Raw genomic sequence first — 16,971 nt, forward strand, 5'->3', positions numbered from 1 at the left:
CCCATTGGCAAGCCCGCCCATTGGAATGTGCGTGGGCCAGGCTTCTTCGCCATTCACGAGCTGTTCGACAAGGTCGCATGGGATGCGGAGACTATTCCGACCAGATCGCGGAACGCGCGGGCGCGCTCGGCGGCGTCGCCCGCGGCACCTTTCAGACGGCGGTGGAGCGCTCGTTCCTGACCACCTATCCACTCGACATGCCGGCGAGAAGGAACATGTCTTCGCCGTATCCGCGACGCTGACAGCGATCAAGGCGACCTTCCGCGCGTTGCGGGGCGACCTCTTGAGCGGGTCGAGCGGAATGAAGATTTCGGCGCCGCTTCCGGCAACCGCCGCCATCTCCATGCCGGCGACTTCGCCGGCAGGGTCCCCCTGATCCGCCGCCTCGACGGTCGCGGCCTTCGCCGTCTTCGATATCCTCGCCATTGGTCCGATCCTTTCTCTCGTCAATGCCGGAGGCGCGTGAGTGAGCGGAAGAGAGAGGGGGGCGGCTGCCGGCGAGCGGGGCTGGGCTGCGCGGCGAGCGTGGCGGATCGGTTGGAAGTGCGACGGCCATGGGCCGCCTTGCGAGCGGGCGGCCTCGCCCTGGCGGCGGTCGCAGGGGAGAGAGGGTCAAGACCATCTCTCCCCTGTTTCGCCAGTTGAGGTGTCCTGTCGGGCGGATTCAGAGGGCTGGAGGTGGAACGGTCGTGCCTGTCGGCATTCGATAGGGCCTCGCTTCCCCCTCTGTCTGGGGAGGGTCTCAACCACGAAGGGGGCGGTCGTTTGCGAGGCGAGACTGTGGATGCAGGCGCGGGGAATCCTACGCCCGGCTGCCCTGCGATTTCCGCTCAAATGCTTCCATTGCGCTTCCGGCCTCCCGCCGCGAGGAGAATGGAAGCAGAAAACGCCCCGAAGGGCGTTTGCTAACTATCAGATTTTATTGGGAAAATTTGGAGCGGGCGATGGGATTCGAACCCACGACCCCAACCTTGGCAAGGTGCCCGAGAGCCATTCGCTGCAATATCCCCTAGTTTGCTAAAGTGCGATAAACTTCTATAAATAAACGATTATTTTTTGAGTTGTGCGCGCTAAAGGCCACGCTTCATACGCTATTTTGCGCTTCTGAGAGCTTGGAATTTGATTGGAATCCGGCTAGCCTCGCGAAATCTAAGCAGATTTTCGATAGGGCTTTGAACTCACTATGGAAAAGCTGACGAAGCGTTTTATCGACGCGCTGGAAGTTCCGAAACCTTCGAAGGTTGGGGTCAAGGTTCGGGAGAGTTTTGCCTGGGATCGGGAGCTTCGAGGCTTCGGCGTCCAGGTCATGCCCTCGGGGCTGAAGAGCTTCGTGATCCAGTATCGTTCACCCGAAGGACGGCCTCGTCGCACCGTGATAGGACGCTACGGGCTGATGACGGTCGAGGAGGCGCGCCGGATCGCCCATGAAAAGCTGGTGGCCGTCTCCAAGGGGCTCGACCCGCTGGATAGCCCGGACAGCAAGGTGAAAGGCATCACGGTTGCCGAGGTGTGCGACTGGTATCTGGCCGAGGCCGAAGCCGGCCGCATACTCGGCCGCAGCCGTCGCCCCATCAAGGCATCGACCCTGGCCATGGATAAGAGCCGGATCGAGGTTCACATCAAGCCATTGCTGGGCCGACGACTGATTGCCACGCTGAAGCTCGGAGATATCGAAGGAGCGCAGGCTGACATCGCCGCCGGCAAAACATCCAAACCTCGCGCGGGCAGTCGAGGTGGAGCGACCACGGGCGGGGAAGGGGTGGCCGCGCGCACCATGTCGACGCTGCATGCCATCTTTGAACACGCCGTTCGCCTTGGAAAGATCGACGCCAATCCCGCACGCGGCGTTCGCCGGCTGGCCGGAAAGGCACGCGAACGCCGCCTCAGCCGCAGCGAAATCGCCCGCTTTGGGAGGGCCATGCGTTTGGCTGCAGAGGCTGGAGAGCATCCGACGGGGCTGGCTGCCATCCGCTTCCTTCTCCTCACGGGTTTTCGGCGAATGGAGGGCCTTGGGGTGAAGCGGCTTTGGCTCAACACGGAGGAAGGCTCGGTCCGTTTTCCAGATACCAAAAGCGGAGCCCAGACACGGGTCATAGGCCGCGCAGCTATGGACCTTTTATTGGGGCAGGCCAACACAGCATCACCGTACTTCTTCCCGGCGGATTGGGGCGAGGGCCACTTTATCGGCGTCGTTCGGGTGCTCGATCGGCTGTGTGCCAGCGCGAAGCTGGACGACGTAACCCCGCACACATTGAGGCACACATTTGCCAGCGTCGCGGCGGACCTGGGCTTTTCCGAACTAACCATTGCCGCGCTGCTGGGTCATGCGGCCCGCGGCGTAACCCAGCGCTATATCCATATAGACGAAGCGCTCAGGCTCGCAGCCGACAAGGTTGCCGACGAGATTGACGCGATCTTGGATGATCCCGACCGGGCTGTCCGAGCAGCCCGGTCGGGGCATCGGCCGGCGGCGATATCTCCGCCATCGGAATGAGGCATGCCCAAGTGTGGCGGTCCACGACGGTAAGGATGCGTAACCGTAGGGCTGCAGGTGATCTGCTCCGATACGAAGGCGAGCGGCCAGCGTTCATACGGCCCACGGGGATCTTCATGGGTCCCTGCGTCCCGATTGCAGTGATCGTCTGCGTCCGTATTATGGAAGGCAATGCAAATACGAGGGATCAGCCCTGAACCCGCACGAAAGTGCGCGGCTGGACTTGAATGTTCGCACGAACCTGCTCGTAGATCTGCGCCGCTCCGGGCATTTCGATCGTGACCGCAAGACCGAACGGAATCGCCTCGTCGATTGGAGTTCCTTGATCTTTTTCTCGCTGAACCTGAAGCGGGATCGAAGCGCCATTGGCGATCACGCCGATGCGTGCATCACGCCATCTACGATGGACGATCGTTCCGCTCTCAGATTGGCTGTTGGACGGTTGGCTCGTGGAGGTCCCAACGCCTGCGATCTCCAGACTGTCGGGCTGAAGCGAGTCGATCTTCAGTTTGACGGCACGGTAGGCAAGGTGCCCAGGCCGGATTGGTGTGAACCATGCTAGCGTTGCCCGCACCTCCCGAATGCTTGCGCTGGCGCCGAGGGCTGGGGGGATCGGAATATCGAAAGCCAGCGATCCTTCTATCGGCAGCGTGCCGGTCGCCCACATGGTGGCTCGATCCGCAGCACAAGCAATCGCATCTTCCGGATCGACAAAGCCGTATCCCAGATGACGGCAAACCTCTCGTCGCCAATGTTCATGGTGCAAAGTAGCTGTCGGATCGATGAGGGGGCGGATGAACGTCTCTGCATCACGCCAGGAGGCACAATGAACGAGGAGTGCCTTGAGCAGCGCCGCTCGCTGAGCTAGCGGCATCCCCCCGATCAACTGAGGATAAGCATTCTCCAGGGCGTCAAAGATGCGATGAGTGGTATGTGTAGCAAGTGCGGTCGCTGCGCTGGTCCCTATCGTGAAATGCAGTCCCATTGCGCCGTTCTCAGGAGGCGCGGCAACCTTCAGCCCCCAGTATCTGCTCGGATTGGGATGCGAGAGCAGCACCGGCGGCGCGGCCACGGGATCCAGTCGCACAGGCTGGCGACCGCCAGCGAACAGCGCTTCCGGCTTTGTCCCGCGCCGCAATCCGAGGCCTAACCGAGACGAGAGGTTCGGCATCTCTCGGTCGGCATATGGTGGAAACGGCGAGGCGCCTCGAAAGACCTCTTGAGAGGCATCGCGATGCCAGGCGCCGATCGTCAATGCGTTGACGCTGTCGGCAGGAGCAAGGAGGCGACGATCGGCCTTCAGAGCATCCAGGCCCCGAAGAACCGCATTGGCTTTATCTGCAGGGTCCGCCGCTTGGAATGCCGCAGAATCTGCGTAATCCGCGAGCGTCACGCCGTCTCCAGTATTTCCTGCACTGACCAGAAAGAGAATGCCATAGGTGAACGCCAAATAATCCAGCGCGCGGCCCCAGGTCGATATCTTGCCTGAAAAGGGTTTGGTTCTGTCGCCCAGCGAGATGTTGACGACAATCACTTGGGTGCCGCCCTCGGCACGCATGCGCATCACCGCTTCGACGATAACGTCGATCACCAGCTTGTCGCTGTCGAAGAGCTCATCTCCAAATGCCGGCGCATACATGACAGGTCGGAAGTAGACGCGTCGGCTTACGGGTGATGGTTGTTCGTTCAGATCACCGTGCAGCACAAGCGAGGCCATTGCGGTGCCGTGAACGCGAGCTCCCACCGCTCGAGCCTCTAGGTCGTCGGGATCGTCTATCGTAAGCCGATCACGGAGCAATGGGTGAGCCTGCACCGGTACAGCATCGAAGACGGCAGCGATCGGCTCGGGATTTGTCGGCAAGGGACGAGCCGCGTCCAAGCCGAGTCGATCAGCCGCCTCGATCGGGGTTCCTACGCTCTGGGGAACAATCGACGCGATTGGATCGGCACCGGCCAATGAATGCAGGTCGAGTTCGGCGATTCGATGGATCTCGGCCGCGGACACATCAGCCAGGATCGCATGGTAAGCGAACGCCGCTCGGCGAGAGCGATGAATGATCTGCCCGCCGGTCTCTGCGATCCTGGCGGCGATCTCGTCCTCTGCGGATCGTGATGCCGCTTCGCTGCTCCGAAATACCAGCTCGATTTCAATCCTGAATAGATCGTTGTCGGGCGCGCCATCGACGATGGCGCGAAAATAATCGCGATTGCGGAGTGAAACGCGATCAGCAGGCCCCCAGGGGCGGACCGCTCGCAGTTGCTGAAACAGATCGCGCCAGGGCGTATAGTTCCGGGGCACGGTTCCGTTGCGTCCCCAGCCTTCCCAAAGCGAAACGATTTCGCGTAGGGCGCCGAGCTGAGGCACAAGCAAGTAGAATTCTGGATTCTTATCCAGCTCGTCCGCTTCCAGTTCTTCTTCGCCAGCGAATTCGAGCCCCGCGATCCGCGCAACGGCATTGGCGAAATTCTGGATCGAGCCGGTGACTTCGAAGACCAGAAGGCGTTCCGGCGCCAGCGAATTGGCATCCGCACGCAATTGCAGCGCGGCGTCCTGCCGATTCAATACATTGCTGAGCTGGCGAAAAACCGGGCCGTGCGCCTGGACCTGGGCATTGCGGTCAATCCGTCTTGCTTGTTCCCCGCCGCGGCCCGGCGCCCGTCGAGCCACGTCCCTTGGATCGTTCAGCCGAAGAAGAGGTTTTTCCGGGTCGTGTGGCATCTGTACTTTCTGGCGCGACTCTCGTTGCCCAAAGCTCAACTTGCTCGCGCAAGATATCTTTCAGTGCCCTATTAGCCAGAGAGAGAATATGCTGGCGCCGCACGGTCTGGCAGAATTCGAGTGCTTCAGCAAAGCTAATGCTGCCGAGCTTCCCTGCTAAGATTTTCGGCTCGATCCCGGCCGGTTCCGGCCACGTGTCGAACTGACGAGCCAGGAAAGCTGCAAGCGCTTCCCGTGTCGGATGCGGCAGTGCAAGACGTAGCTGAAACCGCCGCCACACGGCGCGATCGAGCAACTCGGCATGGTTCGTCGCAGCCACGGTCACGACGTAGCTCGGCAGTTTATCGATCTGCATCAGGAGGAACGAGACGACGCGCTTTATCTCGCCGGTCTCATGGCTGTCGCCCCGCTCTTTTCCGATTGAATCGAATTCATCGAAGAACAGCACGCATGGCACGGTTCGGGCATAGTCGAAGAGACGCGCCAATCGCGTGTTGGTCTCGCCGAGGAAGGAGCCGACCAAGGCATCATAGCGGACGGTGAAGAACTGGACTGCGAGCGCCTCGGCTATTCCCTCGGCAACCGACGTTTTGCCGTTGCCAGGCGGACCGGACAGCAGGATCCGATGACGGGGTTGCATCCCGTGGGCTCTGAGCAGGTCCGCTCTATGCTGCTCTTCAATCAGTTGTCTGGTCTGCTGGGTTACCGGCAGAGGAAGAATCAGGTCTTCCAGCCGTTGCCGCGGCTCCGTTTCGAGGATCGTATCCTTGCCCGCTTGAGCGATTGGAGCCGAAGCGGCCGGCGGCGTGACGGCAACGGCATTCAATGCACGCTGAAGGCGATCCGCAAGCGTGTGGTGATTCTTGCTTCGTTCTTCCGCAACGGCAGCCTCTACGGAAGAACGCAAAGCGGCTCGATCGCCGGTCGCGCCAGCGCGGACAATCGACAGAAGGAGATCGCTTCGAGCCACAGGCGTCACGTCCGAACAGAAAATCACTAGGCCTCAAAAGTTAACATCTTGGGGAAGCCCTTGACAGAGGGCTTGAGCGAACGGAGCTGCGCCAAGGTGGGCTATCCACGAACGAGCCGGGTCAACTGGAGCCCGGAGTCATCTCCCGTTACCTCGACCTATCAGCCTATACCATGGGAGAGACGCTGGTTTTTCTCGGCCCGGCAAGCCCACCGAAAACGCCTTCATCGAAGCGTTTAGAGCATTGGCCGATCGCTTGAATCTGGCGGGCTTTTCAAATGGGGGCCGAGCTGATTCAAGCCTTCTGCCGAAGTTGGACGCCGGCAGGCATAGTGAAAGCGCTGTCGCTCGATCTTCGGGGCCGTGTTCTCGCCGCGGCGGCGGGTGGCAGTCGGTTTGTCCAGTGCAGAGAGTGAGAGGCCGGATCGGATTTCCGTGACGGGTTGAGGCCGGGAGAGAGGCTTCCGGCGCCCGTCATGGAGGTTGATCCCCATGAACATGCAGGTTCTGGATGCCGGTCGCGACGCCAGTGGCGGCTACAAGGTGGATGTCACGCGCGGCGAGCGGGTCGGGCGCGTGTCGTCGGAATGGTTCTCCCGGCCGGATGACGAGCGCTTCCTGTCACTCGGCGAACTGGCCGCGATGGTGCGGGGCCGGGCCGATCACAGCCGGTCGCGCCTGGTGGAGACGTCCCGCATCCATGTGGAGGCGAGCCGCTCCAATGCCGAGCGGCTTGCGCTGGTGTTGCCCGGGGCGGATGCGCCCGTCGAGCCGAACCATTGGTCCTTCGGCCAGCTCGCGGCCCAGATCGGGGCGCCGGCCGCCTATCTGCGTCAGCTTCCCGCCGCGCTGGCCGGCATTAATCTGCAGTATGGCCTGGCCGCGCACCGCGCCGAGCAGATCAAGACGTTCGAAACTGCCAATGGCCGCGTCGAGCTGCGCGCCGTGACCGGGCCGGACTATGGCCGGATCTATGATCATGAGTTGGTCGAAGCGGTGCAGCGCATTGCCGGCAACGGCACCGGCGACACGCGCTGGAAGGTGCCGGGCGTGCTCGACTGGTCCACAGGCGTTTATAATCCGCGTGTCGACATCACCAAGGATACGACGACGCTCTACGCCTCCGACCGCGACGTCTTCGTGTTCCTGGTCGACGATCTCAACCCGATCGAGGCCGGGCGGCTGCCCGACGGCTCGCCGGACCTCTATTTTCGGGGCTTCTACTGCTGGAACTCGGAGGTCGGGGCCAAGACGCTCGGCATCGCGAGTTTCTATCTGCGTGCCGTGTGCCAGAACCGCAATCTCTGGGGCGTCGAGGATTTCCAGGAAATCACCATCCGCCACTCCAAATACGCGGCCTCCCGCTTCGCGCACGAGGCAGCCCCGGCCCTGACCCGCTTCGCCAATTCTTCGCCGATGCCCTTCGTCAACGGCATCAAGGCGGCACGGGAGAAGATCGTCGCGCGCACCGACGAGGACCGCAGCGACTTCCTGCGCAACCGGGGCTTCTCCAGGGCCGAGACCGCCAAAATCATCGATACGGTTCTGGCCGAGGAAGGGCGCAAGCCCGAGAGCATCTTCGACTTCGTGCAGGGCATCACGGCGGTCGCACGCGGCAAGCCCCACCAGGATGCGCGGCTCGACCTTGAGGGCCGGGCCAAGAAACTGCTCGATCGGGCCGCCTGACTTCCGGAAAGCCGGAGATGCGGAGATCCGTATCTCCGGCTTTCCGGTTTTCCGCTTGTGCGGATCTGCGGTTCTGCGGCGTCGCCCTCCAGAGTGAGAGGGCGGCGCTGCGCTTCGTGACGGGTTGGAGGCCGAGAGAGAGGCTCCCGGCCGCCGTCGCGGAGGTGCCTTCCATGGCGACCAATGTTCAGAAGATCACGCTCTCGCCCTCGCGTGACATCCCTTTCAACAAGCTCCTGCTCAGCCAGTCGAACGTCCGGCGCATCAAGGCCGGGGTCTCGATCGAGGAATTGGCCGAGGACATCGCCCGCCGCGGCCTGCTGCAGGGCCTCAGCGTTCGGCCCGTCGTCGATGGCGCCGGCGTCGAGACCGGCATGTTCGAGATCCCGGCCGGCGGGCGGCGCTATCGGGCGCTGGAAGTGCTGGTGAAGCAGAAGCGCCTCGCCAAGACCGCGCCGGTGCCCTGCGTCATCCGGGAGGGAGGCATCGCCGAGGAGGATTCGCTCGCCGAGAACGTCCAGCGCGCGCCGCTGCATCCGCTCGACCAGTTCCGCGCCTTCCTCGCCCTGCGTGAGAAGGGGCAGTCCGAGGAGGAGATCGCGGCCGCCTTCTTCGTCTCCGTCGGCGTGGTCAAGCAGCGCCTCAAGCTCGCCTCGGTGTCGCCGGTGCTGCTGGAGGTCTATGCCGAGGACGGCATGACGCTCGACCAGCTCATGGCATTCACCGTCTCCGGCGACCATGCGCGCCAGGAACAAGTCTTCGAGCGGCTGAAGACCTCCTATGACAAGCAGCCCTATGCCATCCGCCGCATGCTGACCGAGGGTGCTGTACGCGCCTGTGACAAGCGCGCCCAGTTCATCGGTCTTGAGGCCTATGTCGAGGCCGGCGGCACCATCCTGCGCGACCTGTTCCAGGGCGACGACGGCGGATGGCTGCAGGATGTCGCGCTGGTCGACCAACTGGTGGCCGAGAAGCTCAAGGCCGAGGCGGACACTGTCGCCACCGAGGGGTGGAAGTGGGTCGAGACGGCCCCCGACTTCGCTTATGGCCACACCTACGGCCTGCGGCAGCTGCGCGGCGAGACCATCCCGCTCACCACTGAGGAGGAAGCCAGCCGCGACGCTCTTCAGGCGGAATATGATCGCCTGTCTGCGGAATACGCCGATGCGGATGAACTGCCGGATGAGGTGGACGCCCGGCTCGGCGAGATCGAGACGGCGATCGAAGCCTTCGAGGCGCGTCCGATCAACTTCGATCCGGCGGAGATGGCCCGCGCCGGCGCCTTCGTCAGCATCGCCCATGATGGCGCGGTGCGCATTGAGCGCGGCTATGTGCGGCCTGAGGACGAACTGCCGGCTGAGCCCGAAGTCGCTGTGGAGGACGCCGGGCCGCTCCTTGCCGTCGCTGCGGCCACGAGGGCGGGCGATGCTGTTACGGCCGAGACGCCGGCGCCCGAACTCGAGGAGGACGAAGGGCTGTCTGCCATCTCGGACCGGCTGTTGACCGAGCTGACTTCGCATCGCACGCTCGGCCTCCGCCAGGCGTTGGGCGAGCGGCCCGATGTCGCCTTGCTCGCGGCCCTGCATGCCCTGACGCTGAAGAGCTTCTACCGCTACGGCTCGGATAGCTGCCTCGAACTCGACCTGAAGAGCGTGGCCTTCAGCGCTCAGGCGCCGGGGCTGAACGACAGCGCCTCGGCGGCGGCAATCCATGCCCGGCATGAGGGCTGGGCCAAGGTCCTGCCGAAGGACTCGGCCGATCTCTGGGAGGCTCTGCGGGACTGGGACAGCGACAGCCGCTCCGGCCTGTTCGCACATGTGGTGAGCCTGTCGGTGAACGCCGTTCACGAGGCCTGGAACCGACGCCCGCGCGCGCTCAACCATGCCGATCAGCTCGCTCGTGCCGTCGACCTCGACATGGCAGCCGTCGGGTGGAGACCGACCGTGGACAATTTCCTCGGCCGGGTCACCAAGGCCCGCATTCTGCTGGCGGTGAGCGAGGCGAAGGGGCCGCGCGCGGCGGAGCGCATCGCGCATTTGAAGAAGGGCGACATGGCCCGCGAGGCGGAAGCACTGCTGGCCGATACCGGCTGGCTGCCCGAAACGCTGCGCGGAGCCGAACCGGCGGCAGGCGAAGAAACGGCGGCGCAGGACGGCACAACGGCCATGGGCGAAGACGAAAGCCCTGAGGATACTGAGGACGCCACGGACATCCCCCCTGCCGTGGCGGCGGAGTAACCCTCAACACGATCCTGAACCTCGGCCCGCCGGCTCTGTCGGCGGGCCTTTGTTTTTGAAAAGCTCGCCATGTCCGGGATTGCTCACGATCTGTCGCACAGGCTCGCTGATCGGGCCGAAGCCGTCTGCCGTCACTATCTCTCCAATGGGCGCCGGGAGGGCCGTTACTGGCTCGTCGGCGATATCAGAAACACGCCCGGCCGCTCGCTCTTTGTCCGGCTCCAGGCATCCGCGAAGGGGCCGGCGGGTAAATGGACCGATGCCGCCACCGGCGAACATGGCGATCTTCTCGACATAATCCGCGGATCATCGGGCCTCACCGACTTCGCTGACGTTGCCGACGAAGCGCGGATCTTTCTCAGCCTGCCGCATCCCGAACCGGAGCCCGCAGCACCACGTCGCTGCGTCACGCCGGCTCCATCAGGGTCGGTCGAAGCGGCTCGCCGGTTGTTCGCCATGTCGCAGCCTATCGCCGGGACCCTTGCAGAGACGTATTTGCGTCGACGCGGCATTACGCTTCTGCACGGAACCGGAAACCTGCGCTTTCATCCGCGCTGCTACTACAAGCCTGACGACGGCCCGACAGAGTCCTGGCCCGCCATGATCGCCGCCGTCACCGATCTCACCGGCAGGATCACCGGCGTACACCGCACCTGGCTCGCCCCCGACGGTTCGGACAAGGCTCCGGTCGACACGCCGCGCAAGGCGATGGGTAATCTGCTTGGGTCCACCGTTCGCATCGGTGTGCCCGACAGCGTGATGGCAGCGGGCGAAGGCATCGAGACCATGCTGTCGCTCCGGCAGGTTCTGCCGAGCATGGCGATGGCGCCCGCGCTCTCGGCCGCGCATCTGGCCGCCATCCTGTTCCCACTGCGGCTGCGACGACTCTACATCGTTCGCGACAACGATCCGGCGGGAGACGGCGCACGGGACATGCTGATTGAACGGGCGAACGCCCAGGGCATCGAGGCCATTCCATTGTCGCCAGCACTCGGGGACTTTAACGAGGATCTCCAGCGGCTCGGTATCGATACCCTGCGGACGGGTGTTCGGGTGCAACTCGCACCGGAGGACGTCGCGCGCTTCATGAGCCTGCCCCCATAGCTGGAATGGGCTGAACCGCGAGACGTGGCTGCCATACCCGCAAGGATCCGTCAGCCCACGGAAAAGGACCGCGCCTTGCGCCTTCGAGAGGGCGATCGGCCATCAGCCGGACCGGATCGGCAATGGCTGCCGCCGACGATTTTCCGGCGCGGCCTTCGGGCCGCTTTCCATCGCGAAGCAAAATCGCCGGCTTCTCGCCATCCTCCGCTGCCGCTGCGGCCCTGTGCGCTTTTCCGGCATGGTCTCGTCCCGAAACCGGTTCCCACTTTCGTGGACCATGCCCGCGCTCCGGGTGCAGGTCCGTCCCGCCCGACGGCTTCGTCGCCATGAAGGCCGCCACGGCAAGCGGTCCAAACCGACGGAGGATCCCATGAGCGCGCATGACGACCACGAGCCGCACCACGTCTCATCCCCGACCGAGCACCTGATCCAGGAGTTGCAGCTCCACGGTTATCGCCCATCCGAATACGAACGCGACCAGCGCCCGCCACCGGAGGAACGCCTCATCGACGGCGCCATCGCCGACATCTTCGATGCCATGGTCGCCACGATCACCGACACCAGCCTCGATACTGAGCTTCCCGATCTCCTCTGGTCGACCGTCAACATGTTCCATCGCGCCGTGGACCGGATCGAACAGAAGCTCGACGACAATGAGCAGGCCCAGAAGCAGCTGCAGCGCGAACAGGACGGCTCCGAGGTGAAGTCGCTCGAGCTCGAGCGTCTGATCGACATCGGCATGAACCTGATCGGCCGCCGTGACGGCATGGAAACCTTCCGCGAGGCCGCCGCCGACCGCTATCGCATCGCCAACGGCTCTCCCTGGACGCCACGGGCCGGATCTCGGGTCAACCATCGGCACCTCACCGCATCGCTGATCGATAGCCGGGATTTCCTCGCTGCCAGGAGGCGTGCCGATACCGAGGTGCTCGTGCCCGCCGGCCCGAAAATCGCCTTCTCGGGTGGCGATACCGCCGATCACCGGCAGATCTGGGCCAAGCTCGATCAGATCCACGCCAAGCACCCGGACATGGTGCTGCTGCATGGCGGCTCCCCAAAAGGCGCCGAGAAGATCGCGTCCCTCTGGGCCGACAGTCGCAAGGTGCCGCAGGTGGCCTTCAAGCCCGACTGGACGAAGCACGCCAAGGCCGCGCCCTTCAAGCGCAACGACCAGATACTGAACGTGGTGCCGATCGGGGTCGTGATCTTTCCGGGCACCGGCATTCAGGACAATCTCGCCGACAAGGCCCGCAAGATGGGCATCCCGGTCTATCGGTTCGGGTCTGGTGGCGCATAAGCGCCGCCAACCCCGCCGCCTTGAATGTGATGGCAAACTCTCTATTTTGCTATCAACGCTATCAGCCTTCCTGGAGGCGCCATCATGCCCGCTGTGACGATCCGGAATCTTTCGGAGGCAACGCACCGCGCGTTGAAGGTGCGCGCGGCACAGCATGGCCGCAGCACCGAAGCCGAGATGCGTGACATCCTGGAGACCGCCGTTCGCCCTGACACGCGCCTCCGGCTCGGGACGGAGCTCGCGGAGCGCAGCCGCCGCCTCGGCCTGACCAATGAGGACATCGACGCCCTCAACCCGGCGCGCGACAGGACGCCTGCCGAGCCCATGAGCTTCGAATGATCCTTCTCGACACCAATGTCATCTCGGAAGCGATGAAGCCCACGCCCGACGACACCGTGCGGGCGTGGCTCGACGAGCAGGCGGCCGAGACGCTCTATCTCTCCAGCGTCACCATCGCCGAACTGTTGTACGGCATCGGTGCGCTGCCCGGTGGCAAGCGCAAGGACCGGCTCACCGAAGCCCTGGACGGGGTGATGGAGCTGTTCGCCGACCGAGTCTTGCCTTTCGATATCGCTGCCGCACGACGCTATGCCGACCTCGCCGTGAAGGCGCGTGCGGCCGGTAAGGGCTTTCCGACGCCCGACGGCTATATCGCTGCGATCACAGCCTCCCGGGGCTTCGCTGTGGCCACGCGCGATACCAGCGCCTTCCATGCCGCCGGTGTGGCGGTCATCAATCCGTGGAACGTGGACCGCTGACGACCTGCCACAGTCAGCACGTGTTGAACCTGACAACTCTGCGGAAGCGACCTGCGCAGTAACCCGCCATCACGGTCTCCTGACCGGACGACCATCCCCGCTTCACGACGCTGATCCTTGGGTCCAGCCGATGGCCTGACGCCATCAACCCATGAAGGGTCGGACTACGCTGCGCGTGCCGCCGCTCCGGCTGCGCCGGACACGGTGATTGCGGCCACCGGCCGGCCCTTTCGGGCGCCTGTCAGCGGGGGATGGACCTCCGCTCGCGCAGGAGCCAGGTCGATGTCCGCCCAGATCGCTCACGCCTTCGCCTTCAGCCTCGCCACCACCCTGATGGCCACCGTCGTCATCTTCCGCGCCGGCGACGGCACGCTCTTCGTCGCCCCGGCTGCCGAATATGACGGCGATGAAGCCGCCATCGTCCGCGAAATCGACCCCTTCGCCACTTGAGAGGCGAATAGGCGGCCATGAACGGCGGAGACGGCGTGCGCTCGTGCTCTGACGCCAACGCCAATCCCGCCGGTGCATCGTGGTGGTGGAGGCGCTTCGATCTGATTTTATGGAGCCGCCCCCATGATCTTCATCGGCATTCTCCTCAGCATGGCGACGATCGCATTCTTCTGCTGGCTGCTCTTCACCCTGGCGGTATTCGCGCTGCCGCTGTTTGCGGGCATCACGGCGGGCACATGGGCCTATGGCACCGGCGCCGGATGGCTCGGCGTTGTTGTCGGCCTTGCCGCCGCTGGCCTGACTTACGCCCTCGGCCAGTTCCTGTTCGCGATCGTCCGCCCGATCTGGGCGCGTCTGCTCATCGCTGCCGTGTTCGTCGTCCCGGCCGTGGCGGCAGGCTTCCACGCCACCCATGGCATTGTGAAGCACACCATGCCCTCCCAGCCGTGGCAGATGGTGTTTTCTATCATCGGAGCCGGCGTGGTCGGCATCGTCGCCTTCGTGCGCATCACCGGAAGGAAGGCGTTCCGCCCTTCTGACGGGCACAGCTCCCCTCCCTGACACCGCGATATCCGCTCGGCGGCACCAGACAGCGAGTGACATAGCGTCCGCGTCAACCGGCTGGGCCGGGAGGGAGCGGAGATCCGGCGCGTCGGCTTCGCCCTCCGGGGCGGCAGGGGTGGCGCGCGCGGCGAACGGCGGCCGCGTCGCAGCCGAAAGCCCCCTCCGGGCTGAGCATTCGAATGTTGGCGGGACGGGGAATGGGCAGATTGGCCAAGCTCAGGGTATCGTCCGCCGATGCTGGCCGGTCGGGTCTCTATATCCGGCGCGAGGGCCACGGCCTCTCCGTCATCCATCCGTCCGTGCCCGCTCCAGACGGCTTCTTCAATGGCCTGATCTGGCCGAAGGACGGCTGTGCCTCGAGCGCCTATGCCACAACGGCTGGTCCCGACTTTCTTCCCCTGCCGACGCCCACCCCGCGCGCTGCGCGGGACCCGGGATCGCCGTCATTCCTCGCGAAGCAACAAAGTCGCGCCTGCGCCGTCCTCCGCTGCGCTGCGGTCGCACTCCTCACCCCATCGCGCCAGCGCGACGGGGACCCCGAGGCGATGTGGCGTCGCTCGCCTCCGGCCTCTCGATCGCCATCGAGGCCGCAATGGTGCGGGCTCAGAAGACAGGACGGAGACGGAACAAGGCCACCATCGGCACCTTCAAGAAGACCGGCACCAACGAGTTCACCGGCGACATCGTGACCCTCGGCGTGCAGGCCCGGGGCGTGCGCATCGTCCCCGACACCCGCGCCACCGGCGAAAACGCCCCCAGCCACCGGGTCCTGGTCGGCCGCGCCGAGATCGGGGCCGCCTGGTCCAAGCGCTCCACCGAGGGCCGCGATTATCTGGGCCTCAAGCTCGACGATCCGAGCTTCACCGCCGCCATCTACGCCAACCTCTTCGACGACGAGGACGGCGAGAATTTCTCCCTCATCTGGTCCCGCCCCAACGGGCGCCGCAGCGACTGAAGCGCGGACCGCGTCCCCGGCCAAAGAGGCTGGGGACGCACTCCATCGGCAAGCGCGATCATCGCGACGGCTAAAACCGAGCCCTACTTGTCGTCTTCGAGATCGGTCTCGGTCGGGCCTGTCGGCCGACGCAGGAGCAGGTCGGAGGCCTCGACGCCGAGAACCGAGGCGAGCCGCTGCACCACATCGATGCTGGCGTTGTAAACGCACCGCTCGAGCGAGCTGATATAGGTGCGATCAATGTCCGCGAGGTGCGCAAGCTCCTCCTGCGACAGCCCCTTGGCCAGCCGCAAGGCCTTTAGATTGCGCGCGAACACCTCTCGGATCTCCATGGCCGAGAGAGCAGTCGCTTGATGAGTATTTCTCCACGGAGTATTCTCTACATAGAGCCTCGCCACGGTGGGGGCAGCGGTCGGCTGATGCCTCGCATCGTCAGTGCCAAAGAGAGCGTGGATCAGGTGTGCGCACCGGCGACGCGGCGTTCGGCTTTGTGATAACCCATGGTAGAATGATCCCAAACTGCAGCCCCATGCCGAACCGACGGCCTGGTTTGCGACAGAAGAAACAGCAGCCTGCGGGGGATGGACGTGGCCAAGGCGTTTGATGACAAGGCGCCGTCCGGTCAGGAACTGACCGCCTATGACCGCACCCATATCAAGCTCTATATGCGCCTCCTCGACGCGACCACTGAGGGAGCCGACTGGCAGGAAGTGGTGATCGTCCTGTTCGGGATTGATCCGGCGCAGGAGCCTGCCCGCGCCCGCTCGGTGCATGACAGCCATCTGGAGCGCGCCCGCTGGCTCGCCCAGACAGGCTATCGCGATCTGCTCCCACATCGCATCAACTGAAGCGCCCCGGTCCAGGTGATGCGCGCGCCGCATCACCTGTTGCCCGTGAGGTGAGTTCTGCCTCGCGATGCAATCCTTAATTGCTGATCCCAACGGCATGCACCGTCTGGGAGTCACTCATGAAGCCCGATACGTCACGCTGGCGAGACAGTCGGACCTACGACTATTTCGATGATCTCCCCGTGGAGGGATTGGCCTGGGAGTGCCTGAGGCGGGATCCATCCTACCAGCAGGCCTATCGCGGCCTCATGGAGACCGGCAACACGATAGCGCCCCTCCCGGCCGAGGCCGAGCATCTCTGGGGGTTGCGATGTCCCCGCGAAACCCTCGCTCCCCGCAACCCATCAGCCGGTCCACTGGTCCCCACGGATCAATCCGGCCGTCACCGTCCTCACCGAGCTTCCCGACCATCTGCTGAGCACGGGCACGGCATGTCACGCTGCACCTGCCGACATACCTGATCACGTAGCGCCGCCGCACCTTCTGCTTCCCGGCGTTGAACCCGGCGCATCGATCGCCGCCCTGATCCCCTTCGACGACGACTTGCCCGGCCGTATCGAGGCGCTGAACCGCCTCTGGCATGCGCAGCGTGGGAAGCGGATGCCACCCGACACCCGTATGACCCGCCAGCAGCGCGGACGCCTGCGGCTGATGCTTCAAGCATGCGACGGACGAAACCGGGGCGCGAGCTACCGTGACATCGCCGAGGCCATCTTCGGCACAGAGCGGGTCGCGGCCGATCCCTGGAAGACGTCCTCCCTGCGCGACCGCGTCATCGGCCTCGTGGAAGGCGGCACCAGCTTCATCGCCGGCGGCTATCTGCGGCTGTTTCGCCACCGTCGCCGCACGTGACGGGGTGGGGATTTCAGCCCCCCAATCTTCCCCATCC

General features: G+C 64.3%; 16 protein-coding genes and 1 pseudogene. 14 read left to right on the forward strand and 3 right to left on the reverse strand.

The features are described 5' to 3' along the window. Both K9U41_RS15625 and K9U41_RS15630 read left to right on the forward strand, forming a co-directional pair. Window positions 1-242 (forward strand): annotated as a pseudogene (locus tag K9U41_RS15625) (hypothetical protein); the annotation flags it as partial. A 941-nt stretch (window positions 243-1,183) separates the two neighbouring features. Beyond that, window positions 1,184-2,494 carry a site-specific integrase gene (locus tag K9U41_RS15630; RefSeq protein WP_282641776.1) on the forward strand — a complete coding sequence of 437 codons (1,311 nt, stop codon included), beginning with the start codon at window positions 1,184-1,186 and terminating at the stop codon, window positions 2,492-2,494. A gap of 187 nt (window positions 2,495-2,681) precedes the next feature. On the opposite strand, the gene K9U41_RS15635 is transcribed toward K9U41_RS15630, so the two are convergent. After that, on the reverse strand, window positions 2,682-5,213 hold the full coding sequence (locus K9U41_RS15635) for a S8 family peptidase (protein WP_282641777.1): 2,532 nt from the start codon (window positions 5,211-5,213) through the stop codon (window positions 2,682-2,684). Then, window positions 5,113-6,183, reverse strand: a complete 1,071-nt coding sequence (locus K9U41_RS15640; protein WP_282641778.1) for an AAA family ATPase — start codon at window positions 6,181-6,183, stop codon at window positions 5,113-5,115. The genes K9U41_RS15635 and K9U41_RS15640 overlap by 101 nt, the downstream gene beginning before the upstream one ends. Before the next feature lie 492 nt (window positions 6,184-6,675). Between K9U41_RS15640 and K9U41_RS15645 the strand changes: the two genes are divergently transcribed. The 9 genes from K9U41_RS15645 to K9U41_RS15685 all read left to right on the forward strand — a co-directional run bounded on the left by K9U41_RS15645 (window position 6,676) and on the right by K9U41_RS15685 (window position 15,234). Beyond that, window positions 6,676-7,869, forward strand: a complete 1,194-nt coding sequence (locus tag K9U41_RS15645; protein ID WP_282641779.1) for a DUF932 domain-containing protein — start codon at window positions 6,676-6,678, stop codon at window positions 7,867-7,869. A 173-nt stretch (window positions 7,870-8,042) separates the two neighbouring features. Beyond that, on the forward strand, window positions 8,043-10,106 hold the full coding sequence (locus K9U41_RS15650; RefSeq protein WP_282641780.1) for a ParB/RepB/Spo0J family partition protein: 2,064 nt from the start codon (window positions 8,043-8,045) through the stop codon (window positions 10,104-10,106). A gap of 69 nt (window positions 10,107-10,175) precedes the next feature. Beyond that, window positions 10,176-11,210, forward strand: a complete 1,035-nt coding sequence (locus tag K9U41_RS15655; RefSeq protein WP_282641781.1) for a DUF7146 domain-containing protein — start codon at window positions 10,176-10,178, stop codon at window positions 11,208-11,210. Window positions 11,211-11,580: 370 nt separating this feature from the next. Continuing rightward, window positions 11,581-12,507: a DUF2493 domain-containing protein gene (locus tag K9U41_RS15660; protein WP_282641782.1), complete on the forward strand. Its 927-nt coding sequence runs from the start codon at window positions 11,581-11,583 to the stop codon at window positions 12,505-12,507. Between the two features lie 84 nt (window positions 12,508-12,591). Beyond that, complete coding sequence (locus tag K9U41_RS15665) at window positions 12,592-12,846, forward strand: FitA-like ribbon-helix-helix domain-containing protein (protein ID WP_282641783.1); 255 nt, start codon at window positions 12,592-12,594, stop codon at window positions 12,844-12,846. Then, a complete protein-coding gene (locus tag K9U41_RS15670) occupies window positions 12,843-13,265 on the forward strand; it encodes a type II toxin-antitoxin system VapC family toxin (RefSeq protein WP_282641785.1) in 423 nt (140 codons plus the stop codon). Before K9U41_RS15665 ends, K9U41_RS15670 begins: the two co-directional genes overlap by 4 nt. A gap of 282 nt (window positions 13,266-13,547) precedes the next feature. Continuing rightward, on the forward strand, window positions 13,548-13,715 hold the full coding sequence (locus K9U41_RS15675) for a hypothetical protein (RefSeq protein ID WP_282641786.1): 168 nt from the start codon (window positions 13,548-13,550) through the stop codon (window positions 13,713-13,715). A gap of 123 nt (window positions 13,716-13,838) precedes the next feature. Then, window positions 13,839-14,276, forward strand: coding sequence for a hypothetical protein (locus tag K9U41_RS15680; protein ID WP_282641787.1), 438 nt, complete (start codon window positions 13,839-13,841; stop codon window positions 14,274-14,276). A 595-nt stretch (window positions 14,277-14,871) separates the two neighbouring features. Continuing rightward, the gene (locus tag K9U41_RS15685; protein ID WP_282641791.1) at window positions 14,872-15,234 is read left to right on the forward strand and encodes a DUF736 domain-containing protein; all 363 of its coding nucleotides are present in this window, start codon (window positions 14,872-14,874) and stop codon (window positions 15,232-15,234) included. 83 nt (window positions 15,235-15,317) lie between these two features. Here the strand turns inward: K9U41_RS15685 and K9U41_RS15690 are convergent, their stop codons facing one another. Next, window positions 15,318-15,566: a helix-turn-helix domain-containing protein gene (locus K9U41_RS15690; RefSeq protein WP_149577068.1), complete on the reverse strand. Its 249-nt coding sequence runs from the start codon at window positions 15,564-15,566 to the stop codon at window positions 15,318-15,320. Between the two features lie 249 nt (window positions 15,567-15,815). Between K9U41_RS15690 and K9U41_RS15695 the strand changes: the two genes are divergently transcribed. The 3 genes from K9U41_RS15695 (at window position 15,816) to K9U41_RS15705 (ending at window position 16,934) form a co-directional block, all read left to right on the forward strand. After that, window positions 15,816-16,082, forward strand: coding sequence for a DNA -binding domain-containing protein (locus K9U41_RS15695; RefSeq protein WP_282641789.1), 267 nt, complete (start codon window positions 15,816-15,818; stop codon window positions 16,080-16,082). A 119-nt stretch (window positions 16,083-16,201) separates the two neighbouring features. Next, a complete protein-coding gene (locus K9U41_RS15700) occupies window positions 16,202-16,543 on the forward strand; it encodes a transcriptional regulator domain-containing protein (RefSeq protein WP_282641790.1) in 342 nt (113 codons plus the stop codon). Window positions 16,544-16,607: 64 nt separating this feature from the next. Beyond that, on the forward strand, window positions 16,608-16,934 hold the full coding sequence (locus K9U41_RS15705; RefSeq protein WP_282641792.1) for a DUF2285 domain-containing protein: 327 nt from the start codon (window positions 16,608-16,610) through the stop codon (window positions 16,932-16,934). Window positions 16,935-16,971 lie beyond the last annotated feature (37 nt).

Origin of the sequence: Xanthobacter autotrophicus, from assembly GCF_029991245.1 — a bacterium.
GTDB lineage: Bacteria > Pseudomonadota > Alphaproteobacteria > Rhizobiales > Xanthobacteraceae > Xanthobacter > Xanthobacter autotrophicus_C.